Raw genomic sequence first — 26,034 nt, forward strand, 5'->3', positions numbered from 1 at the left:
TTGCCTCACATTCCGTCCGGGGCGGCATCGGACGGCGCTGACTGTCCGGCCGGTCCGGGCGTTCGCTCCGGCTGGGCGACGTCCGTGGCATGGCGGGAGGCGTGCAGGACGACCGACAGGCCCGGTGCAAGGCGCTCCGCGCCGGGCTGGTCCGGGTCGATCTCGATCCGCACGGGCAGACGCTGTGCGATCTTGGTGAAGTTGCCCGTTGCCGTTGACGCCCCCATCACGCTGAACTCGGAGGCCGTCGCGGGAGAGAGGACGGCGACCCGCCCGGTGAAGGATCTGTCGCGCAGCGCGTCCACGGTGAAGCTCACCTCCTGCCCCTCATAGAGGTCGGCAAGCTCGGTCTCCTTGACGTTGGCGATCACCCACAGGTTTTCCGGCACGAGGGACATCACCGCCGTGCCCGCCGTGACGAATTGGCCCCGGCGCACCCCGATCTGGCCAAGACGGCCATCCGCGGGGGCCCGGATCGTGCGGTGTTCGAGGTCGAGGCGGGCGAGGCTTACTGCGGCTTCGGCGCTGGCGATTTCGGCCTCCAGCGCCCGTGACTGCACGCGGGCCCCGGCGACGGATTCCCGCGCCACGTCCACCGTGCTCGTGGCCTCCGTCAGCGTCGCTTCGGCGCGGCGGAGCGCGAGGTCGGCGTCGTCGGTCTGGGTATCGGACACCACGCCACGCTCGAGGAGTTGGTGCTGCCTGTCGTCGGTTGCGCGGGCGATCTCGAGAGCGGCCTCGGCGGCGCCGGCCGCGGCCTTGCGCGAGGCGAGCGTCGCCTCGGCGGACCGGATCGACTGGACGTTTCCATCGAGGGCGGCCTCGGCGGAGGCCAGCCGTGCCTCTGCCTGCGCGAGGGCCTGCTTGGCGCTGCGATCGTCGATACGGACGAGGACGTCGCCTTTCGAGACGGTCCTGAAGTCCGTCACCGGAACCTCGACGACCTCGCCGGCGGCCTGCGCCGAGAGGGTCGTCACGCTGCCCCGCACATAGGCATTGGACGTGCGTATCTCGGCGAGGCCGAAAGGCGGCAGCTGCCATGCCCAGAGCATCAAGAGCGTGCCGAGGATACCGGCCAGCAGGACGAAGAGGGTGGGGATGTTGTGTTTCAGAACGCGCATGTCCGGGTCGCTCCAGATGTCAGGCGGTCGCGGCCGCCGAAGGGGCCGCGCGGGATTTCAGGTGAATGTGCAGAAGGTGAAGGGTCAGCACCGCAAGGGCGGCGAGGGCGAGACCGGCGATCGCGGTGAACGCATCGTTGTAGGCGCTGACGGTGGCCTGCCGGGCGATCTGCGTTCCGAGCTGGGTGACCGCCTGCGCTTTCGCCTGGGCGGCATCGGTGACGGTGCCGGACAGGCCGCGCGCGGTCTGTCCGATCCGGCCCGAGACCGCCGCGTCCGTGATCATCAGTTGGTCCCGGATCAGGGCGCCATGCGTCGAGGCGCGCACCGAGACGAGGGTGCGGAAGAGGCCGGAGCCGATCGTGCCGCCGAGGATCTGGGTGGACAGGAACACGGTGATGAAGCTCAGGAGATACTGCGGACCCTTCATCAGGGCGGCGAGCAGTCCTGCCGCCATGGCCGAGGCGAGAAAGAGCGATGAGGCGAAGGCGATCAGGGCCTGGCTCACGATCATGTCGCGCGGGGCGACCGTGATGCTGGCGTGCGAGTCCATGGACGCGGCGATCGCGATGAGCGCGAGGGCTCCCCAGTGGATGAACGGAACGCGTGCGGGCCGCAGGATCGCCGCGCACACAAGACCGCCGGCGAGCGTGCCTCCGGAAATGGCCCAGAAGAGGGGCATGGTCTGCGACGCATCGTAGCCGAGGCTGCGAAAGAGGCCTGGCGCGCCGGCGCTCTGTTCCGACAGCACGATGCGGAAGAGGATCAGCACGGCCGACAGATGAAGCATCGCGGGCGAGGTCAGCCAGCGCACGTCCAGAAGCGGTGCCTTGCGGTGCAGTTCGATCGTCAGCACGAGCGCCAGCGCGGCGATGCTTCCGCCAAGGAGCCAGCCGAGCCAGTTCGCCTCGAACCACCAGTAGATCGCCCCGGTGGTGAAGCAGGCGACGATCCCGCTGAAGGACGCCGCGAGGAGCACGAAGCTGACCAGATCGAGGCGCTTGATGACCTTCATCGTCGGCGTCGCGGCCAGTGGCAGAAGGTAGACGAAAGGCAGGCAGACCAGCGCCATGCCGAGCTTCAGCACGAGGATGCTCATCGTGCTGGCATTCTCGAGGATGAGGGGGGCCAGCGCCTGTCCGAGCGGCGCGCCGAGCGAGATGACGGTGAGCGCGAGGGGCAGGCCGATCACCAGCTTTCGCTCGGCCCGGAACGGCTCCAGCATGTAGAGAAAGGCGAGCGTCGAGAGCGAGGATGCCGCGATCCCGGAAAGCGCCTCGGCGACAAGGGCCGAGCGCAGATCGGTGGTGAAGAGGTTCAGAACGGCCACGGCGGCGTAGATCAGGATCGAGACCTCGGCAAACCGGCGAAGGCCGAACTGCGTCCTGATCTTGATGAGCATGAGCGGCATCCACGCGCGGGGCGACATGAAGGCGACCATCAACCAGGCCGTCTGGCTCTGCGTGGCACCGAGTTCGCCGCCGAGTGTTGTGAGGTTCGCCGTCAGGAACCCCTGTCCAAGCGATTGCGTGAGGGCAAGGAAGCTCGCCGCGGCGATGTAGGCCACGGCGAGGTAGAGCGGCTTCGGAACGAAATCCGGCGCGCGTGCGGGCTGCGGCGCAGGGTCTTCCGCCGCGCTGCCGGGATCTGTCCTGACCTCGGTCATTGGTTGCCCATCGCGTCGAGGTTGGCCTCGATCCGGCGCAGGGTCGCGAGCGCGTGTTCGACGTCCTCCGGCGGGATGCCGCGGTAGGCCTCGCTGCGCAGGACGTGGGTGAATCGCACGACGCGATCGGCCTGGCTGTGCGCCTCCGGCGTGAGGAAGAGCCTGCGCACGCGCTTGTCTTCCCTGGACGTCTTCCGTTCGATCAGATGCGCCGCCTCGAGGTGATCGAGGGTGCGGTTCATCGTGGGCGTCCTGATGTCGAGAAGACCGGCGAGCTCCGTCTGCGTCAGGCCCTCGTTGGCCGAGATGTGGGTCAGGGCCTGCGCGCGGGCATATGTCATGTCGAGCGCCGAGGCTTGCGCATCGAACCGTTTGCGGATGGTGCGCACCAGGGTGAAGACCGAGGCCAACAGATCCGTTCGAACTTCTTGCATGACGATACCATAAGCGTGCTAACGATTTGCTTAGCTAACATCTTATCGTCGCAGCGCAACGTGCATTTGTGCACAGCGTTAATTCACTGGCGTCACAGGAGGACGTGTGGAGGCAGGGCTGCCGCCTGGCGCGGGACGGCATCGCATCGACATGCTGAAAGGTCCGCTGGCGAGCTCAGCTCCGGGGCTGCAAACGCAGAGCGTCAGCGGATGTCGCAGCTTGCCTGGGTTCCTGGGGGGAAATGGCGGAGAGACAGGGATTCGAACCCTGGGACCCCGTGAAGGGTCAACGGTTTTCGAGACCGCCCCGTTCGACCGCTCCGGCACCTCTCCGCGCTGCTGGGTCGCAGGTGGCGTGTCGTTTAGGCCGTGGCGGGCGGGCATGCAACCCCCGATCTGGCGGGTTTCCCAGCGGAATGCGGGGAAGGGGGGCCGGGCCGGCCAAGGGGCGCCGACGTCTGACGATTTGGTGGGCCCCGCTTGGCAGGACGCATCGCGTTGCGTATCGCTGGTCACTGCGATGGGCGGCGCCGTGCCGGACCTGTGCTGCCTCGCGGCACTCCTCGGCACGGCGCCCCGTCTCGTCCTGACGTCTTGCAGCGTCACCGTCCGTAAAAGGGGTCATCCGAATGCGTCCGACCGAGTTTACCGCCCGCGTCCTGTTCTCCGCGCTGCCGGCCACTCTTTGCTGCGGGCTCGCGCTGGCGCCGATCGATGCTGCGGCCCAGCCAGCGCCGATGCCGTCAGTGAGGGCCGCCGATCGTGCGGAGGTCGCGCCGCTTGCGGAGGCGCTGCGCATCGAGGAGCTCATGGCGGTGATGCGGGCCGAGGGGCTGGCCTATGCCATCGAACTGCGGGACCAGCTCTTTCCGGGCGAAGGCGACGCGAGGTGGACCGCGGCGACGCGGGAGATCTACGCAATGGACGCCATGACCCGGGTCATGGTGGAGGGCCTGGTGCACGACATGTCCGCGGAGGACGTCACCGCCGCGACGCGGTTCTTCGAATCGGACCTCGGGCAGCGGATCGTGGATCTGGAGATCGCCGCCCGTGAGGGGCTGATGGAGGAGGGCGTCGAGGAGGCGAGCCACGACCACCTGGACGAGCTGCCCGATGCGGACCCCGAGCGGATGAAGCTTCTGGAGGCGTTCATCGCGGCGAACGATCTGCTGGAGGAGAATGTGGTCGGCGCCCTCAATGCCAATCTCGCCTTCTTCGAAGGTCTGGACGCGGGCGGCGCCTATTCGGAGGAGTGGAGCGAAACGGGCTCGATGTACGGCGATCTCTGGGCCCAGGAGGCGCGCATCCGCCAGGAGACGGGGGAATGGATCTATTCCTACCTCGCCATGGCCTATGCGCCGCTGACCGATTCCGAGCTCTCGTCCTACATCGCATTCTCCGAATCCGACGCCGGGATCGCCCTGAACACGGCGCTCTTCGGCGCATTCGACCGGCTCTATACCCGGATCAGCTACGACCTCGGCCGCGGCGCGGCGCGGTTCATCGCCGGCGATGACATCTAGGGTGCCCCAGCGGCGCTTGACACCAAGAGGCTTCCTCGCCATAGAGCGGCTTCCCTAAGAACCGAGCCCCAGATGGGGCCGCCGTCACAGGCGCCGGCATGGCCGGCACGAACGTTCCGGAGACCCGGAAGGCCGCAGACGCGACAGAAATGAAGGAAACGGCCCATGTTTGCGGTCCTCAAGACCGGCGGCAAGCAATATCGCGTTCAATCCGGCGATGTGCTTCGTGTCGAAAAGCTTGCAGCTGAAGCAGGCGAAACCGTTCAGTTCAACGACATTCTCATGATCGGCTCCACGGTCGGTGCCCCCCTCGTCGAGGGTGCGGGCGTCCAGGCCACGGTGATCGAGCAGATCAAGGGCGAGAAGGTCATCCACTACGTCAAGCGTCGCCGTAAGCACAGCTCGCAGCGCCGCAAGGGGCACCGTCAGCAGCTCACGCTCCTGCGCGTCACCGATCTTCTGGAATCGGGCGCCGACAAGAGCGACGTGAAGGCCGCGATCGGCGCCGGATCCGTTTCGGGTGCCGCGATCGTCGCCTCCGACGGCCGCTACGCCATGAACAAGACCGACCAGGCGGAGATGAACCGCCGCGTCACCGAGGGCAAGGCGAACGAGAAGGCCGCCGAGACCACGGATGCGGCTGATGCTCCGAAGAAGAAGCCTGCGAACCTCCTTAGCGAATCGCGGGACGGCAAGGGTGACGATCTCACGAAGATCGGTGGCGTCGGCCCCAAGCTGAAGCAGAAGCTGAACGACAACGGTGTCTACCACTTTGACCAGATCGCGGCGTGGACGCCGGACGAGGTCGAGTACATGGACGAGCAGTTGTCCTTCAAGGGCCGCATCACGCGTGACGGCTGGATCGACCAGGCGACCCAGTTCGCCGCAGAACAGGAGTAAGTCCCGATGGCACACAAGAAAGCTGGCGGCTCTTCCCGGAACGGTCGCGACTCTGACGGCCGCCGCCTCGGTATCAAGAAGTTCGGTGGCGAAGCCGTGATCCCCGGCAACATCATCGCGCGTCAGCGCGGCAACAAGTGGTGGCCGGGCGAGAATGTCGGCGAAGGCAAGGACCACACGCTCTTCGCCAAGGTCGAAGGCGCCGTGTCCTTCCGCAAGGGCTTCAAGGGTCGGACGTTCATCTCCGTTCTTCCCGTCGCCGACGCTGCCGAATAAGGCGCGTCAGATCCGGACGTAACCGGATCGAAAGACATCCGATCTATCTGGACGGGGCTGGCGTTGTCGCCGGCCCCGTCCCCGTATCGGCCGGAGAATCCGGCTCGGCCGCGTCCGGGGAGGGCACGCGGACGGGCTGCTGGTCGGCGCCGGGCAGTCCCGGTTGCGAGGAGGGTATTTCCATGAGCGAGACAGTTTCCCTGACCGGGCAACCGGAGATCGTGGCCGACCGCGTGGTTCTGCGGCCGCTGCGCCGCTCCGATGCCGGCCTCTTGAGCCTCTATACCGGTGACAAGCGTGTTGCGGCATCCACCTCGTCGATCCCGCATCCCCTGCCGCCCGGCACCTCGGAGGCCTTCATCACGCGTGCTCTCGCGCCGAACCGGCGGGAGGAAGTCTGGGCCCTCGATGGATCGTCCAGCGGGCTTGGAGAGCTTGTCGGCGTCATTTCCCTGACGCGCATGCTCCACGGTGCGCCCAACCAGGCGGAGATCGGATACTGGGTGGCGCCCGCCTTCTGGAATACCGGCCTCGCCTCCGAAGCCGTGCGCGCGCTCACCGCGGCCAATCCGCTCGGCAGTGCGACGATCTTCGCCAGTGTCTTTCAGGACAACCCGATCTCGGCGCGCGTCCTGACGGGGGCGGGGTTCGACTATATCGGCGATGCCGAAACCTTCTGCGTCTCCCGCGGCGCAAAGGTGCCGACCTGGACCTATCTGCTTCGTCTGGGGGCTCGTCGCTCACCCGCGGCTTGATGGCCGCGTCCTCTTGGCGTAGGCGGACAGCCTGACAAGGGGGCGGACATGAAGTTCCTCGATCTGGCCAAGGTCTATCTGCGCTCCGGCGCCGGCGGTAACGGGGCGGTTTCGTTCCGACGCGAGAAGTATATCGAGTACGGCGGCCCCGATGGCGGGGACGGCGGGCGCGGCGGCGATGTGATCGTCGAGGTGGTCGAGGGGCTGAACACGCTCATCGATTTCCGCTATCAGCAGCATTTCTTCGCCAGGAACGGTCAGGGCGGCATGGGTCGCCAGCGCACGGGCCGCACGGGTGATGACATCGTGCTCCGCGTGCCGGCCGGGACCGAGATCCTCGAGGAAGACGAGGAAACCGTGATCGCCGATCTGGCCGAGGTCGGGGATCGCGTCGTCTTGGCGCGCGGCGGCAACGGCGGCTTCGGCAACCTGCATTTCAAGACCTCAACCAACCAGGCGCCCCGCCGCGCCAACTCAGGGCAACCCGGCGTCGAGCGGACGATCTGGCTGCGTCTGAAACTGATCGCGGATGCGGGCCTTCTCGGTCTGCCGAATGCGGGCAAGAGCACCTTCCTCGCGGCGACGTCCAACGCCCGCCCGAAGATCGCGGATTATCCCTTTACCACGTTGCACCCCAATCTCGGCGTCGTCGGCGTGGATAATGCCGAGTTCGTCGTCGCCGACATCCCCGGCCTGATCGAGGGCGCGCATGAGGGCAGGGGCATCGGGGACCGCTTCCTCGGCCACGTTGAACGCTGCGCCGTGCTGCTTCACCTCGTCGACGGCACCTCGGAGGATCCGGTTCAGGACTGGCGCACGATCATCAGCGAGCTCAACGCCTATGGCGGCATCCTCGCCGACAAGCCGAGGCTCACGGTTCTTAACAAGATCGACGCCCTGGACGACGAAGAACGGGATGCGCGCGCGGCCGCCCTCGAAGAGGCGACGGGCGGCGAGGTCATGCGCATGTCCGGCGCGTCGGGCGAGGGCGTGCGCGAGGTGCTGCGCGCGCTTCGCCGGATCATCCTCGCCGAGCGTGGAGCCGAGGCGGCGGTGGACGAGGAGCCGGGACCGTGGCGCCCCTGACGCTGGCCTCCGGACGCCGCATCGTCGTCAAGATCGGCTCGGCGCTTCTGGTGGACGCCGCGACGGGAGCCCTTCGCGAGGACTGGCTGACCGGTCTCGCCGAAGATGTCGCGGCGCTGCGCCGCAACGCGGACGTGATCCTCGTTTCCTCGGGCTCCATTGCCCTGGGGCGCCGCATCCTCGGCCTCGCCCCCGGTGATCTCTCCCTCGATCACGCGCAGGCTGCCGCGTCGGTCGGCCAGATCCGCCTCGCTCGCGCCTACGAGGCTGCCCTCGGCGCCCATGGCATCATCTCCGGCCAGGTCCTCCTGACGCTGGACGACAGCGCGTCCCGCCGCCGCTATCTCAACATTCGTGCGACGCTGCAGACGCTTCTCGGCCTCGGTGCCGTGCCGGTCGTCAACGAGAACGACACCATCGCCACCGACGAGATCCGCTACGGCGACAACGACCGTCTCGCCGCGCAGGTCGCCGTCACCATTGGCGCGGACCGGCTCATCCTCTTGTCCGACGTCGATGGCCTCTACACCGCGAACCCGGCGCTCGATCCCGGGGCGCGCCACCTCCCCGAGATCGGTCGCATCACGCCTGAAATAGAAGCGATGGCCGGCGATCCCGTGTCCGGCCTCTCCAAGGGCGGAATGCGCACCAAGCTCGCCGCCGCCAAGACCGCGACGGCCGGCGGCTGCGCGATGGCGATTGCCCGCGGGGATGCGCATCGTCCGCTGGCGGCGCTCGACGGCGGCGCGCGCTCGACGTGGTTCCTGCCCCAGGACGATCCGCAGGTTGCGCGCAAGCGTTGGATCGGCGCCATGAAGGCGAAGGGCACGGTCGCGGTCGATGCCGGCGCTGGCGATGCGTTGCGTCAAGGCCGCTCGCTTCTGCCGGCTGGGGTGACCGCCGTCACCGGCCGGTTCGAGCGGGGTGACCCGGTGGAGATCGTGGACCCTGGCGGCGCACGCCTCGGCCTCGGCCTTGTCAGGTACGCCGCAGCCGAGGCGAGCCGCATCATCGGGGCCCGTTCGGAGGAGATCGAGGACATCCTCGGACATCCTGCGCGCTCCGCATTGATCCACCGAGACGACATGGTGCTCTGAAGCCGAGCGCCGCCCTTTCATCTTGGGGCGAATAGCCATATTCCGAACATCGAACGGCAACGAAGGGGTCGGGCCATGAAGGACGGCACAGGCGACATTCACGAGATGATGCAGGATATGGGCCGCCGCGCGCGCGCCGCGGCCGACGTGCTCGCCTACACCCCGGCCGAGGCCAAGCGCGCCGCCCTCGAGGCCGCCGCGGACGCGATTCTCGATGCCGAAGCCGAGATCCTGGCGGCGAATGCCGCCGATCTGGACGCCGCGACCAATCTTACTTCCGCCATGACGGACCGGCTGAAGCTCGATACCGGCCGCATCGCCTCGATGTCGGACGGCGTTCGCGCCATTGCCGCACAGCAAGATCCCGTCGGTGCCGTGATCGCCGAATGGGACCAGCCGTCCGGCCTGCGTATCAGGCGTGTTCGCACTCCTCTGGGCGTCGTCGGAGTGATTTATGAAAGTCGCCCCAACGTGACCGCCGATGCCGGCGCGCTCTGCCTCAAGGCCGGCAATGCCGTCATCCTGCGCGGCGGCTCCGAGAGCACGCGCTCCTCCGCGGCCATCCACGACGCCCTCGTACAGGGTCTGAAGGCGGCCGGGCTCCCTGCCGATGCCATCCAGCGTGTGCCCACCACCGACCGGGCCGCCGTCGGCGAGATGCTCACCCTGTCCGAGTATATCGACGTGATCGTTCCTCGCGGCGGCCGCAGCCTTGTTGGCCGGGTACAGGCCGAAGCGCGCGTTCCGGTCTTCGCCCATCTCGAGGGCATCTGCCACATCTACGTCGACAAGGACGTCGATCCAGAAATGGCGCTTGATGTCGTGCTCAATGCCAAGACCCGCCGCACCGGAATCTGCGGGGCGGTGGAGTGCCTCCTCGTTCATGAGGATGCTGCCGAACTCGGTCAGAAGATCGTCGACGCGCTGATGGCGGCCGGTGTCGACGTTCGCGCCGAGGGGCTTTCGGGCTCCGCCCCCGCGACGGAGGAAGATTGGGGGAAGGAGTATCTCGACATGAAGATCGCCGCCCGCCTCGTTCCGGATATCGACGCATCCATCGCGCACATTCGCCGCTACGGATCCTCTCATACCGAGGCGATCCTGACGGCGGATGACGCGGCTGCCGATCTGTTCTTCGCAAGGCTGGACAGCGCGATCCTCTTGCGGAATGCCTCGACGCAGTTCGCCGACGGCGGCGAGTTCGGAATGGGCGCCGAAATCGGCATCGCCACCGGGAAGATGCACGCGCGCGGCCCCGTCGGGGCTGAACAACTTACCTCCTTCAAGTACCTCGTCACCGGCGACGGAACGGTCAGGCCCTGAACATGACGGATACCTCCGAACTCCCGCAGCTTTATCTTGTCACGCCGACGCTTCCGGATCCGGATAGCTTTCCGGACAGGCTCGCGCGGGTCCTTGATGGTGCCGAGATCGCCTGCGTCCGTCTTGCGATCCAAGGCACCGACGAGGATGCCATTGCCCGGGCGGCGGATGCCGTTCGGCCGGTCTGTCATGATGCCGACGTCGCCCTCGTCGTGACGGACCACTTCAAGCTTGCCGAACGCCTCGGCCTCGATGGGGTCCACCTGTCCGGACCGAAGAATATTCGAGCCGCGCGCAAGACCCTCGGTCCGGATGCCATCGTGGGCGCCTTTTGTGGTGCCTCCCGGCACGACGGCCTGAATGCAGGCGATGCAGGCGCCGATTATGTGGCTTTCGGGCCAGTCGGCGGCGGCGGTGTTCTGGGAGACGGCACGGTTGCGGAGCGTGATCTTTTTGCCTGGTGGTCCGAGATGATCGAATTGCCGGTGGTCGCGGAGGGCGCTCTGGACGTCACCGCGGTCAGGTCGCTTGCCCCCGTGACGGATTTCTTCGGGATCGGCGACGAGATCTGGCGCGAAGATGATCCCGCCGCGGCGCTCGCTCGATTGAAGGACGCGATGGGCGTTTAGATGGCATCGCAGCCCGGCATTCCGGCTGCGGCTTTCACCTGGTCCCGTCAGAACATCTGAATGTCTCCTAGGTCCGGGCTCTCGGTTCGAACGATGTCGGCGTGGTCTCCATTCAATCGCTGCTTGAGCGAGGCCAGGCGAAGGCCATCAAACAGATCGGTGTATTCGATCTCGGTGTTGCCAGTCCGTTCGGCAATGTTTGAGGCGAGGCATCCCAAGTCTCGCGCAACCTGAGTGGCGAAGTCCAGGTTCTGGAGTTGTGTCACGCTTCCTGCCGATGCCCGGCCTTCCTCACCGGCAAGGTCCCGCGCCTGAATGGCGGCGGTCAGATCCGACAGGCGGACGAGCTCTGCCGCCATGTTCGTCAAGACCGAGGAAAGGTCCGAGATGGCATCAGTTTCCTCGCCCGACGGATCTCCAAGCCGCTGGCCGATCGTGCTCACAGACGCCCCACCACGGCTTCAATGCAGTTCAGGAGTCCCTGTGGTTCGAAGGGCTTTGCGATGAAATTGTTCATTCCCAACTGCTTTCCGGCATTGATGATGTCGGGATCTGCCTTTCCCGTGATCAGGATGAAGCCGACGCCGCTGAGTTTCGCATCCGAGCGGAGGGATTTGAGAAGTTCGAGCCCGTCCATTCCGGGCATGTTGTAGTCCGAGATGACGAGATGCGCGGGCGCTTTTCCGAGTGCGGCGAGCGCGCTCGGCCCATCTTGGGCGTTGCGTACGTTGCGCACTCCGAACCCGTCCAGGGCTTGCAGGATAAGGCCGCGGCTCGTCGACATGTCATCGACGACCATGACGTGGAGCTGATCACGAAGGGCCATGTTGTCAGTACCTCTCTCTGGAGCCGGAGTATTGGGCGCCGCCCTTTCGATAGGTCGTCGTTCCGACCGGGACGAGCTCCGTCGCTGGTACGCCTTCGACCCGCTCCGAATGTCCGACGAACAGGTGCCCCCCCGATTTGAGCAACGCTTCGAACCGCGGCCACAAGGCCGCCTGCGTTTCTGCATCGAAATAAATGACGACATTCCTGCAGAAGATGATGTCGAATGCGCCGCGCATCGGCCATTGCGTCATGAGATTCAGCGGGCGGAAGGTGCAGAGGGCACGCAGGTTTTCACAGGCCCGCAACGTGTCGCCATCTCTCGACCTCTCGCTGAAGTACTTTGCCCGGATCTCCGGGGGAACCTTTTTGAGCAACGTTGCCGCGTAGACGCCTTTCTCAGCGGTCGCGAGGACGTCCCTGTCGATGTCGGTGGCGAGGATCCGAATGTCGAGCTGTGCGGCTTCGGGACACGCCTCGAGGACGCACATCGCTATTGTGTATGGCTCGGCGCCGGTCGAACACCCGGCCGACCAGATCCGCACGCGCTCTCCCTTTCTTGCGGCGTCCATCAAGGACGGGAGAATCTTCTCTGCCAGATGATCGAAATGATGGGGTTCGCGGAAGAACGATGTCACGTTCGTCGTCAGCGCTTCGATCAGTCCGCGGCGCTCATCTTTTCCATTCGGGCCGTCGAGAACCGCGAGATAGGATGCGATGTCCGGCAATCCCAGCTTCCGCGCGCGTTTTGCGAGGCGAGAAAAGACCATGGAGGCCTTTTCCTGCGGGATCTGGAGGCCGGCTTCCGCGCGCGCGATATCGGCGATGCGGGCGAAATCGACTTGTCTGTCGGTTTCGGAAAAAGAGGACTGAGCCGATGTCATGCCGCCTCCGTCTCATGGCCGGGCTGGACTGCATCGAGATCGAGGATGCGAAGCATGCGACCTTCGATGATCGTCAAAGCCTCGATGAAGCTATGGCTCGCATCCTCCGCCATGTCGGGCGGGGGCTGCATGTCCCCCTGCGGGATCGAGAGGATATCCGAAACGGCATCCACCAGCAGTCCAAGGGTCTGGTCATGGACATGGACCACGATGATCACATTGCGTTCCGTGGCCTCCGCGACCGGGATGCCGAGCAGGCGCGCTAGATCTATGATCGGCAGGACCGTGCCGCGAAGGTTGATGACACCACGGACATGCGCCGCCGAATGGGGCAGGGGCGTTGCGCGGGCCCAGCCCCTTATTTCACGGACGGACATGATATCGACCGAGTATTCCTGTTCGCCGACGCGGAACGACAGCAGCTCCTGCTCGGTGGGATCGATGTGACCTTGCTCACTCATGGACTCTATCCTGCCTGGAGGGATTCTTCGGCCGACGGATCCCGATCGGGGATGACCGTCAGGTCAGCGGCGGCCCTGGTTGCGCCCGAGGCCCGGGCCATGAGATCGACCGGATCGAGGATCAGCGCGACCTGTCCGTCCCCGAGGATGGTTGCCGCAGCAATGCCGGGGACGTGTCCGTAACTTTCCTGGAGGCCCTTGATCACGACCTGTCGCTGTTCCTGGATCTCGTCGACGATAAGGGCGGAGCGGCTTCCATCCTCTTTGGCAATGAGGAGAACGACGCTCGAATCGTAGGTGCCGAGCGGGGTTCGGTAGCCCAGCTCGGCTCCCAGATCGAGAAGGGGGACGAAGCTGTCGCGAATATGGATCACGCTCGTCCGCGGGCCTAGGTGCCGTATCTCGCTGCCGGCAAGAGTAAGCGTTTCGACGATCGATCCGAGGGGGACGACGATGGTCTCCCCGGCGACGCGGACGACCATGCCGTCGAGAACGGCGAGTGTCAGCGGAAGGCTGATCTGGAGTGTCGTGCCACGACCGGGCTCGGACGAGATCGCGATGCGACCGCCGAGGGACTGGATGGAGCTTCGAACGACGTCCATTCCGACGCCGCGGCCGGACAGGTCGGACACTTCGCTGGCCGTTGAGAAACCCGGAAGGAAGAGGAGGTTGTCGATCTCGCTATCGCTGAGCGGCAGACCCGGCGCAATGAGGCCCTTCTCTTCGGCAATCTGTTTGACCTTCGGCCTGTTGATGCCAGCGCCATCGTCGGACACCTCGATGATGACGCGTCCCGACCGATGCGCGGCACTGAGCCTCACGACGCCTTCGTCCGGTTTGCCCGCGGCAACGCGTTTGTCGCGGCTTTCAAGGCCATGATCGACGGCATTGCGCACCATGTGGGTCAGGGGATCCGACAGCCTTTCGATGACGGTCTTGTCGATCTCGGTGGCTTCGCCTTCGGTGACGAGGCGGACGCGTTTGTCGACGCTTGCCGAGGCTTCGCGGACGATCCGAGCCATACGCTGGAACAGGGATTTGACAGGCTGGGCGCGGATCATCATCACGCTGTCCTGAATGTCCCGGGTCAGTTGCATGAACTCTTCGAGCCCGTGGGAAACGGGTGAATTGGCGGGGATCCCCATCTCCGCGACCGATTGAGTGAGCATCGCCTGGTTGATGACCAGTTCGCCCACGAGATTCACCATGCGATCGATGCGATCGAGATCGACCCGGACGGTCTGCCTTGGCTTTGCGGTTTCTTCCTGAGGCGAGGCAGGCGCGGGCGACATCTGTCCCGCTGCCGCTGCCGCTGCCGCGACAGGGGCCGGGGCGGGGGTTTCTGCGACCGGGACCGTTGCCGGCTCGGGCTCAGGGTTCGGAAGCGCCGAGGCAGGATCGGCGGACGAGCCATCTTCTAACGTCGCGGCCTCGGCCGCCTCCGGACTGCGGGGGGAAATGTCGAGCTGGCAGACCCCGTCGACGAAATCGAAGACCTCGGCCACGCGATCGCGATCGACATCCGTCTCCAGCGTCATCGCCCAGGACAGGTAGCTTTCCTCAGGGTCGAGGTCCCACAGCGTCGGAACGGCAGAGATGTCACAGCGCGTCTCAAGCGGCCCGAACTCCGAGAGGGCGGCGATGAGGTGCCGCGGCTCGTTTCCTGTCACGAACAGATCCCGCTCAGGCCTGAACGCGATGTCCCAGCCGGGATCGGCACCTGCCTCGTCCGGCGAACTGTCGAGGCCGGGCAGATCGAGGGACAGGGTCATCGGCGTGAACTCGACGGTCTCCGCCCCGCCCTCCGTTTCGGGGCTTCCGCCGGCCAACCCCTCGAGTTCGCTCAGTGTCGCTTCGACATCCGATTCATCGAGGGAGGCCCCGTCGCGGGCGGCGCGGACGAGGTCGAACAGGACGTCGGCAGCGCGGAAGAAGAGTCGCATCGCTTCCGGATCGGCGCTGAGACGGCCGGCGCGCATCTCGTCCATGACGGTTTCGTAGCGGTGGGCAAACCGGACGAGATCGTCGAGGCCGAACGCCCCCGCGCCACCCTTGATGGAGTGAACGGCGCGGAAACAGACGTTGATCGTTTCGGAATCGGATGCACCGCCCTCCATGGCGGTCAGGCCATCTTGCAGACTTTCAAGGAGTTCCTCGCACTCGAGAAAGAACGAGGCGCGGATTTCGGCCATGGGATCGGGAGCGCTCATCTGACATCTCCGTTTCCGGCGACCATGTGCAGGGCGCGGATCAGCTTGTCCGGATCGAACGGCTTGACGATCCATCCCGTGGCCCCGGCGCCGCGGGCACGGGCCTTGAGTTCCGGCGCGCTCTCCGTCGTGAGAAAGAGGATCGGCGTCGTCCGGTGCCTGGGCTGTTCGCGGACGGCTTCGATAAAGCCGAACCCGTCCATCCGCGGCATGTTCAGATCGGTAATGATGACATCCGGGGAGGTCTGCTCGAGGACCTCAAGACCGTGGACGCCGTCCTCGCCGAAATGCGAGTCGAACCCCGCGCCCGAGAGGGTCAGGCGGAGCATGTCACGGATCGTGCGGCTGTCATCGACCGCCAGTACTTGCAACGCCATGTCTCAGCCCTCCGCCGCGGGGGGCTGGAAATCGGACGCGGTCAGCCCGAAGATCGCAAGCTGCCCGGTGATCGCATCTTCGTCCAATCCTTCGATGGAGAAGTCCCGGCCCGTTTCCCACCACGTCCGGACAGCGGAGAGCAGGACCTGCAATCCCGGCGTTCCGAGATGCGCGACATTCGTCGCATCGATGACGATCGGGCCGTCCGCATGCGATTGCAGCTCGGCGGCCAGCGGTGCGGCGGCTGGCAGGTCGAGGCGCGCCGGCAGGACGATCCGCGGGGCGCCATCGTCTTGGCGCCGCTCTTTAGTGGTGGCTGGGGCCACTGGTAGACCTCCCTCGCGTTGACTGTCACGCGAGGGGGTTTAGCGCCCGGCCCGTTAACATCCGCTTACCGGCAGGAGGCTTTGTGGGTCAGGTGTGCGCCATCCGGTGTTCAAGGTGAACGATCGAGCCGATGAGGGCGGCATAGTCGTCCTCGACGACCGTCACGCCGAAGCGCTCCATGAAGGTCGAGAACCGCCCCTTGTCCCGGAACGCTTCGACGAATCCGTTGGTATGCATGTGGGGGACCATGGCGCGGGCGACGCCGCCGATGAGGTAGATGCCGCCGAACGGCAGATGCGTCAGGGCAAGGTCTCCGGTGACGTTGCCGAGAAGCCTGACGAAGGTCGCGACGGCGTCCTGCGCGCAAGGATCGCCGCCCGTCTCGGCGGCCTGCATGACCTTTGCCGCGGATGCGCCGTCCCCCGTTTGACGCTCGCTGCAGAGCCAGGCGTGGATGCGCTCGAGACCGCGGCCCGAAAGGACGTCCTCGATGGAGGCAAAGCCGTGGTTGTGTTCGACAAAGGCCGCGAGGCGGCGGTCATCGTCTCGCCTGGCAGGCAAGGAGGCGTGGCCGCATTCGGACGGGGGGACGTAGCGGCCGGTATCGGTGTTCCAGACGGGAGCTGCATTGAAACCGGTGCCGACCCCGACGACGAGCTGCGCCGCCTCGCCGGATGTCTCGTGCGCACCGATGATGGGGTGCAACCGATCGGCGCTCAGATGGCCCAGAGCGTGGCCCTGGGCCTGAAGGTCGTTCAGAAGCGCGACGGTCCTGGCCCCGGTCGCGCGGGCGAGCACGTCCACGTCCAGAACCCAGTCGAGATTGGTCATCTTCCCGCGGCCTTCGAAGACAGGTCCTGCCATGGCGATACAGGCAGCATCCGGCGCGCCGCAGCCCGCCTCCTCGATGAACTGGCGCAGGACCGGCTCGAGGGCGCCGAACTCGGAATTGCGGAACGCGCGGGTGGAGGCGTCCACCAGCACACCGTCGCGGGCGAGCGCGACGCGGGTATTCGTTCCGCCGATATCGGCAACAAGGGACTGGCGGCTCATGCGGACCTCTTCAGCGCTGATCTGAGCGCGTGATAGGATGCCTTCGGGCGGCGTTCCAGCGTGTCGTAGTCGACATGGACGAGACCGAAGCGGGGACCGTAGCCGAGCGACCATTCGTAATTGTCGAGAAGCGACCAGGTGATGTAGCCGGCGAGCGGAACGCCGTCCTCCGCCATCGCCTTGCGGGCCTGCTCGATGTGATCGGTCAGGTAGGAGATGCGCTGGTCGTCCTGATGCGGTGCTTCGGCTGCGAGCCCGTTCTCGGTGACGTAGATCGGCAGGCCGGGCGCGTCCCGGGCCACCTGGTTCAGGAAGTGGCGCAGGCCCTCGGGATAGATCTCCCAGCCGACCTGCGTCTTCGGCAGGCTCCCGTCCACGGGCGCGAGGGCGGGCCAGGGGCCGGGCGCCGCCGCGATGTTCTTGCGCGTGTAGTAGTTCACGCCGAGCCAGTCGAGCGGCTGGCCGATGAGCGGCATGTCGTCCTGCCAGCCATGGGGCAGGTGGGGCTCCAGCCCTTCGAGAACCTCCTCGGGATAGGCGCCGTGGAACAGGCCGCCGGTGAAGAAGCGATTGTAGATCGCGTCATAGGTGCGGGCGGCGCGGCGGTCTGCCTCGCTGTCGCTGGCGGGGTTGGAATACTCGAAGTTGCAGACCGCGCCGACGTTGGAGACGTTCGCGCCCCGCAGGACCTCGACGGCGCGTCCATGCGCGTAGAGGACGTGGTGCATGGCGCGGGCGGCCGCTCGGATGTCCCTGAGGCCGGGAGCGTGGACGCCCTCGAAATGGCTGAGCCAGGCGACGCACCAGGGCTCGTTGATCGGGGCGGCGGACCACACGCGGTCCCCGATGCGGGAGGCCATCAGGTCTGCATATTCCGCGAACCAGTCGCCGATGTCGCGATTGCGCCAGCCGCCCCTGTCCGCCAGCACGCTGGGCAATTCCCAGTGGTAGAGCGTCCAGGCGGGCTTCAGGCCGCGCTCCAGAAGACCGTCGACGAGACGATCGTAGAAATCGAGGCCCTCCCGGTTCGGCGTGCCGGTGCCCTCGGGAAGGACCCGGGCCCAGGAGGTCGAGAACCGGTAGATGTCGAGACCGAGATCCTTCAGCAGGTCCAGGTCCTCGTCCATCCGGCCGATATGATCGCAGGCGACATCGCCGTTCTCGGCGCCTTCGACATTGCCGGGGGTCGCCGCGAAATCGTCCCAGTGGTTCCGGCCCGCGCCGCCCTGCGCGCCGCCCTCGATCTGATACGCGGACGTCGCGGCGCCCCACAGGAACCCGTCCGGGAATTGCGACCGGTCGAACATGGCATTTCTCCTGATCTCATGTCAGCGCTCACAATAGGCGACACCGACGCATTGGAAAGGCGAAGCCTGCTCCGGACCGGCGCCGCCAGAGAAGATGAACGCGGGTCTCGCCCGGGCCCCGGCTTCGCCGCAGCCTCGTGGCCTGCTGCGGGGCCTGCGGACAGTGCCGCGCCGACATACCGCGCTTCGAGACCGGCTCCCGCGGCCGAATTCGAGGAGCGACGCGGCGACATAAAGTTATTTCTCGCGATGTCGCGTTGACAGGGAATTGCGTGGGCATACGATGTGCGTGGCAAGGCCCCGGCGGAATTCGTGTTTGCGCGCGATGCCGCAATACGGGGCCGATTGGAAGAACGACGCCGTTCCCGCAAGGGTAGGGGTCAAGTCTGGGAGGACATTCATGAAATTCCATCTTATGGCCGGCGTGGCCACCATCGCCCTCGCCGCCGGAGCCGCCAACGCACAGGATCTGGTTTTCCCGATCGGCGAAGGCGATTTCAACTGGGACAGCTATCAGGCATTCGCCGACAGCCACGACGCGGACGGAACCGCGATCACCGTCTTTGGCCCCTGGCTCGCCGGAGAGGCCGAGGCGTTCGAGAACCTCGTCGCCTACTTCAACGAAGCCACCGGCGCGAACGCGACCTACTCGGGCTCCGACTCGCTGGAGCAGCAGATCGTCATCGACGCCGAAGCCGGCTCCGCCCCCAACATCACCGTATTCCCGCAACCGGGTCTTGCCGAGAGCATGGCAGAGCGCGGCTTCCTGTCGCCGCTGCCGGAGGGCACCGAGGAGTGGGTGCTCGACAATTACGCGGCGGGCCAGTCCTGGGTGGATCTCGGGACATACGCCGATGCCGATGGCAATGAGGACCTTTACGGCTTCTTCTTCAACGTGAACGTCAAGAGCCTCGTCTGGTACGTGCCCGAGAACTTCGAGGATTTCGGGTACGAGGTCCCCGAGACGATGGAAGAGCTCAAGGCGCTGATGGACCAGATGGTCGAGGACGGCGAGACGCCGTTCTGCGTCGGCCTCGGCTCCGGCGGCGCGACCGGCTGGCCGGCGACGGACTGGGTCGAGGACCTGATGCTGCGCCTCCACGCGCCCGAGGTCTACGACCAGTGGACCACCAACGAGATCCCGTTCGATGATCCGCAGGTGGTCGAGGCGATCGAGGAATATGGCTTCTTCACCGGTAACGACGACTATGTCGCCGGTGACGCGACCGCCACCGCCGCCACCGACTTCCGGGACAGCCCCAAGGGCCTGTTCGACGTGCCGGCACAGTGCATGATGCACCGGCAGGCATCCTTCATTCCGGCCTACTTCCCCGAGGGAACGGTCGTTGGCCAGGATGCGAACTTCTTCTACTTCCCGGCCTACGAGGAACGCGATCTCGGGCGCCCGGTGCTCGGCGCCGGCACGCTCTTCGCCATCACCGAAGCGAACGAGGGCACGGACGCCTTCATGCAGTTCCTGCAGACGCCCATCGCCCACGAGATCATGATGGCGCAGGATGGCTTCCTCACCCCCTACACCGAGGCCAACCCGGAGCTCTATTCCTCCGATGCGCTGCGCGGGCAGGGCGAGATCCTGACAAACGCGACCACGTTCCGCTTCGACGGATCGGACCTGATGCCCGGCGGCGTCGGCGCTGGCAGCTTCTGGACGGGGATGGTGGATTACTCCTCCGGCACGGCCTCCGCGGCGGAGGTTGCCTCCGACATCCAGGACAGCTGGGAAAACCTTCAGTAACGACGCGGCCCGGCCGGGGAGCGCTCCGGCCGCCGCATTCACCTCGCGACCGGTCCGGACGGCATGATCCGTCCGGGCCCATCGTCACCGCCGCCTGATCTCGTGAGGACCAGATGAATCCAGCCCTGCAAGGTGTCATCATCGTCGTTCTGGCCGTTGCGGTCTGCGTCGGTTATTTCTGGTCGTCGAACCAGATCCTCGACCGGGTGATCTTCCCTGCGAAGGGCGAGAAGGCCGGGCAGAACATCAACCGGGCGAACATGGTCCGTCCGTGGCTCTTCCTGTTCCCCGCGCTGCTCGTCCTCGGCGTCTACCTCGCCTACCCGGTGGTGGAGACCATGCGCCTGTCGCTGACACAGCGGGTCGGATCGGGATACGAGTTCGTCGGCTTCGACAACTACGTCCAGATGTGGAACGAGCCGAAGTTCCGCGAGGCGCTCCTGAACAACATGCTCTGGCTGGTCGTCGTGCCGGCGGCCTCCACGGCCTTCGGGCTTCTCGCCGCCCAGCTCACCGACCGGATCGGATGGGGCGCCATCGCCAAGTCGCTGATCTTCATGCCGATGGCGATCTCCTTCGTCGGCGCTGCGGTGATCTGGAAGCTGGTCTACGACGCCCGCCCGCTCGGGCAGGACCAGATCGGTATCCTCAACGCGATATACCTCGGCCTCGGCGGCGACGCGCCGCAGACTTGGCTGACCATTCCGTTCTGGAACAACTTCTTTCTCATGGCCGTCCTCGTCTGGATCCAGACGGGCTTTGCCATGGTGATCCTTTCCGCCGCGCTCAGGGGCATCCCGGAGGAGACCGTCGAGGCTGCGATCGTCGACGGGGCAGGCCCCTTGCGGGTCTTCTTCCAGATCAAGGTGCCGCAGATCATGGGCACGATCCTCGTCGTCTGGACGACGATCACGGTGATCGTACTCAAGATCTTCGACATCGTCTACGCGATGACGAACGGCCAGTTCGAGACGCAGGTCCTGGCCAACTACATGTACGACAAGCTCTTCCGCGCGAATGACTGGGGCGTGGGATCGGCCGGGGCCATGGTGATCATGCTGCTCGTCACGCCGATCCTGGTCTGGAACGTCTACAACGCGCGCAAGGAAATGCGCTGAAGGGGGAGCGGACGTCATGGACAATATCGCCGGACACAAATCGAGCCTGACATGGGCGGTGCACATATCGGTGGCGCTTCTGGTGCTCCTGTGGCTCCTGCCGACGCTGGGCCTCCTGGTGTCGTCCTTCCGCACGGCGGACCAGATCGCGGGGTCCGGCTGGTGGGCCGCCCCCTTCCCGCAGGAGGAGAGCCTCCAGCTTCGGACCGCCGGTCCGGACGAGATGACGCAGGAGGGCGATCTCTACGTCATCGAGGGCAACCTTCTCGAACAGAACGAGGCGGGTGAGCTGGATATCTCCGCCTGGGGCACATCCGCGCGGGACGTGTCCGCCTACGCGCCCGGCGACACCGCCGAGATGCGGGGCGGCGAGACCATGACGCTGGCGGCGGACGGAACCTACCGCCTCTCGTCTGCCGAGGCGTTCGAAGGGCGGGGCGAGAGGGTGTTCGTCTCGGCGACGGTGCCGCCCGAATTCACGCTCGACAACTACGAGCGGATCCTCTTCTCGGACGACAGCCGGGAAGGCATGGCAAAGGCCTTCTTCAACACGCTCACCGTCACCATCCCGGCGACGATAATCCCGATCCTGATCGCCGCCTTCGCCGCCTACGCGCTTGCGTGGATGGATTTCCCGGGGCGCGCGCTCCTCGTGGCCGCGGTCGTCGCGCTTCTTGTCGTGCCGCTGCAGCTTGCCCTGATCCCGCTTCTGCGGCTGCACCTCTCGATCGGAATCGGCAAGGGATACATGGGGGTGTGGCTTGCGCATACCGCCTTCGGGATGCCGCTCGCCGTCTACTTGTTGCGCAACTACATGGTCGGTCTGCCAAGGGACATCATCGAGAATGCGAAGGTCGACGGGGCGACGGATTTCCAGATCTTCACCCGCATCGTGCTGCCGTTGTCCTTCCCGGCGCTCGCCTCCTTCGCCATCTTCCAGTTCCTCTGGACGTGGAACGACCTTCTCGTCGCGCTCGTCTTCCTCATCGACGCCTCGGGACAGACCACGGTGATGACCCGCCAGATCGTGGAACTCCTCGGCACGCGGGGCGGCAACTGGGAAATCCTCGCGACGGCGGCTTTCGTCTCGATCTCGGTTCCGCTGGTGGTGTTTTTCGCGATGCAGCGGTATCTCGTCCGGGGCCTGCTTGCAGGGTCCGTTAAGTGACAGACGAGGCTTCCGAATGAGCTTTTCAGCCAGCGCCGCCGCCGACGCCGGCCATCCCTCCGAGCCGCCGAAGGCGGACAGGGACTGGTGGCGCGGGGCGGTCATCTACCAGATCTATCCGCGCTCCTTCCAGGACAGCAACAATGATGGCGTGGGGGACCTCTCCGGCATCATCCACCGGCTGACCCACGTGTCGGACCTCGGCGTCGACGCGATCTGGATCTCTCCCTTCTTCCGCTCCCCGATGCTCGATTTCGGCTACGACGTGAGCGATTACCGGGATGTCGATCCGCTCTTCGGAACGCTCGGCGATTTCGATGCGCTGATCGCGCGGGCTCACGAACTCGGCCTGCGCGTGCTGATCGATCTCGTGATGTCGCATTCCTCCTCGGAGCACCCGTGGTTCAAGGAAAGCCGCTCCAACCGCACGAATGCGAAGGCGGACTGGTATGTCTGGGCGGACCCGAAACCGGACGGCACCGTCCCCAACAACTGGCTGTCGATCTTCGGCGGTCCCGCCTGGCAGTGGGACAGCGAGCGGATGCAGTATTACCTGCACAACTTCCTCGCCGAGCAGCCGGACCTCAATTTCCACAACCCCGCGGTGCAGGACGAGATGCTCGACGTTGCCCGCTTCTGGCTCGACCGGGGCGTGGACGGCTTCCGGCTCGACACCGTCAATTTCTACTTCCATGACGCGCAGCTGAGGGACAATCCGCCGCTGCCCGAAGAAGAGCGGAACGACAATACCGCGCCGTCGGTGAACCCCTACAACTTCCAGGACCATCTCTACGACAAGACCCAGCCCGAGAACCTCGCCTTCCTGCGCCGTCTGCGCGCGGTGATGGACGAGTATCCGGCCGCGGCCTCCGTCGGTGAGGTCGGCGAGAGCCAGCGCGGCACCATCGTTCAGGCGGAGTACACCGCCGGCAACGATCTGCTGCACATGTGCTACGATTTCGATTTCCTCTCGAGCACCTATCCCGGGGGCCGCGAGGTCGCCCACGTGCTGCAGAAATTCGCCCGCTTCGTGAAGGACGGCTGGGCCTGCTGGGCCTATTCCAATCACGACGTCGTCCGCCATCCCAGTCGCTGGGGCCTGGGCGAGCCGGCCCGGCGGCTCTACGCGGCGCTTCTGATGTCGATCAAGGGCTCGGTCTGTCTCTACCAGGGCGAGGAGCTGGGGCTGGGCGAGGCCTATGTCGCGTACGAGGATCTTCAGGACCCCTACGGCAAACGCTTCTGGCCGAAGTTCAAGGGCCGGGACGGCTGCCGCACGCCGATGCCGTGGAACGGCGAAGCCCGCAACGCCGGCTTCTCTGATGCCAAGCCGTGGCTGCCCGTCGCCGTCGAGCATCTCGACCGCGCTGTGAGCGAGCAGGGGCGAGATCCATCCTCCACGCTGGCCTTCTATCGCGAGATGATCCGCTTCCGGGGCATACATCCGGCGCTCGTCAAGGGAGAGCTGGAGCTCGCCGAATTCGACGAGGGGTACGTCTCGTTCCTCAGGGGAGATGCGGGCGCCAGGGTCTTCTGCGCCTTCAACCTGACGGGCCGCCCGCGGGAAATCAGCCTGCCTGAAGGGCGCTGGCTTCGCGATCCGGCCGCCCCGTTCGAGGCCGAGCAGATCTCGGACGACCGTTACACGTTGCCGGCCTGGCAGGCGATCTTTGCCACGGAAGAAGAAACGGACGGCTGATCCGTCAGCGAGGGGAGGGACGACATGGCGAACCTGAAATTGAAGGACGTGGAGAAATCCTACGGAGAGGTCCGCGTCCTCAGCGACATCAACCTCGAGATCGAGCAGGGCGAGCTCGTGGTCTTCGTCGGCCCCTCGGGCTGCGGCAAGTCCACGCTTCTGCGCATGATCGCCGGTCTGGAGAAGATCACCGGCGGCACGCTGGAAATCGACGGGCGCGTGGTGAACGACGTGCCCCCGGCGCAGCGCGGGATCGCCATGGTCTTCCAGTCCTACGCGCTCTATCCGCACATGACCGTGCGGGACAACATGGCCTTCGCCCTCAAGATCGCCAAGAAGTCGAAGGAGGAGATCGAGGCCGCGGTGGCCAAGGCCGCCCGCATCCTCCAGCTCGAACCCTATCTCGACCGGCTGCCGAAGGCGCTTTCGGGCGGCCAGCGCCAGCGCGTCGCCATCGGCCGTTCCATCGTGCGGGACCCGAAGGTCTATCTCTTCGACGAGCCGCTCTCGAACCTCGATGCCGCCCTTCGCGTCGCCACCCGGATCGAGATCGCCCAGCTCAAGGAAGCGATGCCGAATTCCACCATGGTCTACGTCACCCATGACCAGGTGGAGGCGATGACGCTGGCCTCGCGCATCGTCGTGCTGGCCGGTGGCGGGATCAGCCAGGTCGGTGCGCCTCTCGAACTCTACCGCAAACCGGAGAACGAGTTCGTCGCCCGCTTCATCGGCTCGCCCGCGATGAACCTGATGCCGGGGGAAATCACCGGCACCGGAGCGCAGACGCGGGTCAGGCTGAAGCACGGCGGCGGTGAGATCCTCTCGGACTACCCCTCCACCGAGGACGATCTCGGCCGCGAGGTGAATGTCGGCATCCGCCCCGAGGACATGCAGATCACCGAGGGCGAGGATTTCGCCTTCGCCGGCGAGGTCGAGATCCGGGAAAGCCTAGGGGAGGTCACGCTTCTCTACTTCAAGGAGCACGAGGAGGGCGCCGACCAGGTCATCGCCAAGCTGCCGGGCATCCATCCCGACAATCGCGGCCAGCATCTGCGGCTCACCGGCGCTCCCGATGCCGTCCACGTCTTCGCCAACGGTCGCTCGCTGCTCTATCGCTGAGCGGGCGGGCCCGCTTGCGCCTTCATCGCAGGCAGGGGGCTACGTGCGCGGACGTACGGGGAGGTGTGCGCGGTCTCCCCCTTTGCGCGACGATCGGGAGCGCTTAGTCTCTGGCTCGAACCCCCAAGGAGACGATCAGCCACATGCGTCCACGCGTCGGCATCATCTGCAATCCCGCCCTGCTGGACGGGGCCTACGAGGTTCACGCCGGAGGCGTGATGAACACCGAGGCCGTGGCCGAGGTGACGAACGCCCTGCCTCTTCTCATCGCGGCGGATCCACGCTTCGTGACGGTGGAGGAGCTTCTGGAGAGCTTCGACGGCTTCCTCTTCACCGGCGGCCGTCCGAACGTGCATCCGGAGGAATACGGCGAGGCGGCGACCGAGGCGCATGGGGATTTCGACCGGTCGCGCGACGCGATCACCCTTCCGCTCATCCGCGAGTTGACCCGCCGCGGGCAGCCCTATCTCGGCATCTGCCGCGGCTTCCAGGAGGTCAACGTGGCCTTCGGCGGCACGCTTCATCCCGAGATCCGGGATCTTCCGGGGCGGATGAACCATCGTATGCCACCCGATGGCACCATCGAGGAGAAGTTCGAGCTGCGTCACAAGGTGACGTTCGGCGAGAACGGCCCGTTCCACCGCCTCTTCGGTGCGCGGGAGGTGATGACCAACACCCTCCACGGCCAGGGGGTCAAGTCTGCCGGCGGGCGCATCGTCGTCGACGGTCACGCGCCGGACGGAACCCCCGAAGCGATCTACGTGGATGGCGCACCGGGGTTCACCCTGTCCGTGCAGTGGCACCCCGAGTATCGGGCCGCCGAGGATCCCGTGTCCCGCCCTCTTTTCACCGCCTTCGGCGACGCGGTCCGGGCCTGGGCCGCCGGCGGCCGTCAGCCCGTTCGGCTGTCCGCCTGACG

26 protein-coding genes and 1 tRNA gene are annotated in these 26,034 nt (G+C 66.0%); 14 read left to right on the plus strand and 13 right to left on the minus strand.

Annotated features, from left to right (window positions below; genetic code table 11):
• Window positions 1–5 precede the first annotated feature (5 nt).
• The 4 genes from RM543_RS14230 to RM543_RS14245 form a co-directional block, all read right to left on the minus strand.
• On the minus strand, window positions 6–1,121 hold the full coding sequence (locus tag RM543_RS14230; RefSeq protein WP_311692768.1) for an HlyD family secretion protein: 1,116 nt from the start codon (window positions 1,119–1,121) through the stop codon (window positions 6–8).
• 19 nt (window positions 1,122–1,140) lie between these two features.
• On the minus strand, window positions 1,141–2,787 hold the full coding sequence (locus tag RM543_RS14235; RefSeq protein ID WP_311692770.1) for an MFS transporter: 1,647 nt from the start codon (window positions 2,785–2,787) through the stop codon (window positions 1,141–1,143).
• A complete protein-coding gene (locus RM543_RS14240) occupies window positions 2,784–3,221 on the minus strand; it encodes a MarR family winged helix-turn-helix transcriptional regulator (protein WP_311692772.1) in 438 nt (145 codons plus the stop codon). Before RM543_RS14240 ends, RM543_RS14235 begins: the two co-directional genes overlap by 4 nt.
• Window positions 3,222–3,464: 243 nt before the next feature.
• Window positions 3,465–3,554, minus strand: a tRNA-Ser gene (locus RM543_RS14245).
• Window positions 3,555–3,850: 296 nt separating this feature from the next.
• Here RM543_RS14245 and RM543_RS14250 point away from each other — a divergent pair.
• The 8 genes from RM543_RS14250 to RM543_RS14285 all read left to right on the plus strand — a co-directional run bounded on the left by RM543_RS14250 (window position 3,851) and on the right by RM543_RS14285 (window position 10,810).
• Window positions 3,851–4,744, plus strand: a complete 894-nt coding sequence (locus RM543_RS14250) for a DUF2059 domain-containing protein (RefSeq protein ID WP_311692774.1) — start codon at window positions 3,851–3,853, stop codon at window positions 4,742–4,744.
• A gap of 165 nt (window positions 4,745–4,909) precedes the next feature.
• Window positions 4,910–5,644 (plus strand): 50S ribosomal protein L21, encoded by a 735-nt coding sequence (locus tag RM543_RS14255; protein ID WP_311692776.1) that lies wholly within the window; start codon window positions 4,910–4,912, stop codon window positions 5,642–5,644.
• Window positions 5,645–5,650: 6 nt separating this feature from the next.
• Window positions 5,651–5,920 (plus strand): 50S ribosomal protein L27, encoded by a 270-nt coding sequence (gene rpmA, locus RM543_RS14260; RefSeq protein ID WP_116082332.1) that lies wholly within the window; start codon window positions 5,651–5,653, stop codon window positions 5,918–5,920.
• Window positions 5,921–6,102: 182 nt separating this feature from the next.
• Complete coding sequence (locus RM543_RS14265) at window positions 6,103–6,675, plus strand: GNAT family N-acetyltransferase (RefSeq protein ID WP_311692779.1); 573 nt, start codon at window positions 6,103–6,105, stop codon at window positions 6,673–6,675.
• Between the two features lie 48 nt (window positions 6,676–6,723).
• Window positions 6,724–7,761 (plus strand): GTPase ObgE, encoded by a 1,038-nt coding sequence (gene obgE, locus RM543_RS14270; RefSeq protein WP_311692781.1) that lies wholly within the window; start codon window positions 6,724–6,726, stop codon window positions 7,759–7,761.
• Window positions 7,749–8,858 carry a glutamate 5-kinase gene (proB, locus tag RM543_RS14275; protein WP_311692783.1) on the plus strand — a complete coding sequence of 370 codons (1,110 nt, stop codon included), beginning with the start codon at window positions 7,749–7,751 and terminating at the stop codon, window positions 8,856–8,858. The genes obgE and proB overlap by 13 nt, the downstream gene beginning before the upstream one ends.
• Before the next feature lie 75 nt (window positions 8,859–8,933).
• Entirely contained in the window at window positions 8,934–10,181 is a 1,248-nt protein-coding gene (locus RM543_RS14280) for a glutamate-5-semialdehyde dehydrogenase (protein ID WP_311692785.1), read from the plus strand.
• Window positions 10,182–10,183: 2 nt separating this feature from the next.
• Window positions 10,184–10,810 carry a thiamine phosphate synthase gene (locus RM543_RS14285; protein WP_311692787.1) on the plus strand — a complete coding sequence of 209 codons (627 nt, stop codon included), beginning with the start codon at window positions 10,184–10,186 and terminating at the stop codon, window positions 10,808–10,810.
• 47 nt (window positions 10,811–10,857) lie between these two features.
• Here the strand turns inward: RM543_RS14285 and RM543_RS14290 are convergent, their stop codons facing one another.
• From RM543_RS14290 to RM543_RS14330, 9 genes are all read right to left on the minus strand, one after another.
• On the minus strand, window positions 10,858–11,253 hold the full coding sequence (locus RM543_RS14290) for a DUF8776 family protein (protein WP_311692789.1): 396 nt from the start codon (window positions 11,251–11,253) through the stop codon (window positions 10,858–10,860).
• On the minus strand, window positions 11,250–11,636 hold the full coding sequence (locus tag RM543_RS14295) for a response regulator (protein ID WP_311692791.1): 387 nt from the start codon (window positions 11,634–11,636) through the stop codon (window positions 11,250–11,252). The genes RM543_RS14290 and RM543_RS14295 overlap by 4 nt, the downstream gene beginning before the upstream one ends.
• 4 nt (window positions 11,637–11,640) lie before the next feature.
• Window positions 11,641–12,519: a CheR family methyltransferase gene (locus RM543_RS14300; RefSeq protein ID WP_311692793.1), complete on the minus strand. Its 879-nt coding sequence runs from the start codon at window positions 12,517–12,519 to the stop codon at window positions 11,641–11,643.
• Complete coding sequence (locus RM543_RS14305) at window positions 12,516–12,980, minus strand: chemotaxis protein CheW (RefSeq protein ID WP_311692795.1); 465 nt, start codon at window positions 12,978–12,980, stop codon at window positions 12,516–12,518. Before RM543_RS14305 ends, RM543_RS14300 begins: the two co-directional genes overlap by 4 nt.
• Before the next feature lie 5 nt (window positions 12,981–12,985).
• Entirely contained in the window at window positions 12,986–15,190 is a 2,205-nt protein-coding gene (locus RM543_RS14310; protein ID WP_311692797.1) for a chemotaxis protein CheA, read from the minus strand.
• On the minus strand, window positions 15,187–15,567 hold the full coding sequence (locus RM543_RS14315; RefSeq protein ID WP_311692799.1) for a response regulator: 381 nt from the start codon (window positions 15,565–15,567) through the stop codon (window positions 15,187–15,189). Before RM543_RS14315 ends, RM543_RS14310 begins: the two co-directional genes overlap by 4 nt.
• A 3-nt stretch (window positions 15,568–15,570) precedes the next feature.
• Window positions 15,571–15,894 carry an STAS domain-containing protein gene (locus tag RM543_RS14320; protein ID WP_311692800.1) on the minus strand — a complete coding sequence of 108 codons (324 nt, stop codon included), beginning with the start codon at window positions 15,892–15,894 and terminating at the stop codon, window positions 15,571–15,573.
• A gap of 88 nt (window positions 15,895–15,982) precedes the next feature.
• A complete protein-coding gene (locus RM543_RS14325; protein WP_311692802.1) occupies window positions 15,983–16,948 on the minus strand; it encodes a glucokinase in 966 nt (321 codons plus the stop codon).
• On the minus strand, window positions 16,945–18,255 hold the full coding sequence (locus RM543_RS14330; RefSeq protein WP_311692804.1) for a GH1 family beta-glucosidase: 1,311 nt from the start codon (window positions 18,253–18,255) through the stop codon (window positions 16,945–16,947). The genes RM543_RS14325 and RM543_RS14330 overlap by 4 nt, the downstream gene beginning before the upstream one ends.
• Window positions 18,256–18,655: 400 nt before the next feature.
• Here RM543_RS14330 and RM543_RS14335 point away from each other — a divergent pair, with 400 nt between their 5' ends.
• The 6 genes from RM543_RS14335 to RM543_RS14360 all read left to right on the plus strand — a co-directional run bounded on the left by RM543_RS14335 (window position 18,656) and on the right by RM543_RS14360 (window position 26,032).
• On the plus strand, window positions 18,656–20,011 hold the full coding sequence (locus tag RM543_RS14335) for an ABC transporter substrate-binding protein (RefSeq protein ID WP_311692806.1): 1,356 nt from the start codon (window positions 18,656–18,658) through the stop codon (window positions 20,009–20,011).
• Between the two features lie 113 nt (window positions 20,012–20,124).
• Window positions 20,125–21,129, plus strand: a complete 1,005-nt coding sequence (locus RM543_RS14340; protein ID WP_311692808.1) for a carbohydrate ABC transporter permease — start codon at window positions 20,125–20,127, stop codon at window positions 21,127–21,129.
• 16 nt (window positions 21,130–21,145) lie between these two features.
• A complete protein-coding gene (locus RM543_RS14345) occupies window positions 21,146–22,297 on the plus strand; it encodes a carbohydrate ABC transporter permease (RefSeq protein ID WP_311692810.1) in 1,152 nt (383 codons plus the stop codon).
• Between the two features lie 16 nt (window positions 22,298–22,313).
• Window positions 22,314–23,996 carry an alpha-amylase family glycosyl hydrolase gene (locus tag RM543_RS14350; protein WP_311692812.1) on the plus strand — a complete coding sequence of 561 codons (1,683 nt, stop codon included), beginning with the start codon at window positions 22,314–22,316 and terminating at the stop codon, window positions 23,994–23,996.
• Between the two features lie 24 nt (window positions 23,997–24,020).
• Window positions 24,021–25,115: an ABC transporter ATP-binding protein gene (locus RM543_RS14355; RefSeq protein WP_311692814.1), complete on the plus strand. Its 1,095-nt coding sequence runs from the start codon at window positions 24,021–24,023 to the stop codon at window positions 25,113–25,115.
• Between the two features lie 143 nt (window positions 25,116–25,258).
• On the plus strand, window positions 25,259–26,032 hold the full coding sequence (locus RM543_RS14360) for a gamma-glutamyl-gamma-aminobutyrate hydrolase family protein (RefSeq protein ID WP_311692816.1): 774 nt from the start codon (window positions 25,259–25,261) through the stop codon (window positions 26,030–26,032).
• The last annotated feature ends 2 nt before the right edge of the window (window positions 26,033–26,034 follow it).

The sequence above is a fragment of the Tropicimonas omnivorans genome, assembly GCF_031846565.1.
Taxonomy (GTDB): domain Bacteria; phylum Pseudomonadota; class Alphaproteobacteria; order Rhodobacterales; family Rhodobacteraceae; genus Tropicimonas_B; species Tropicimonas_B omnivorans.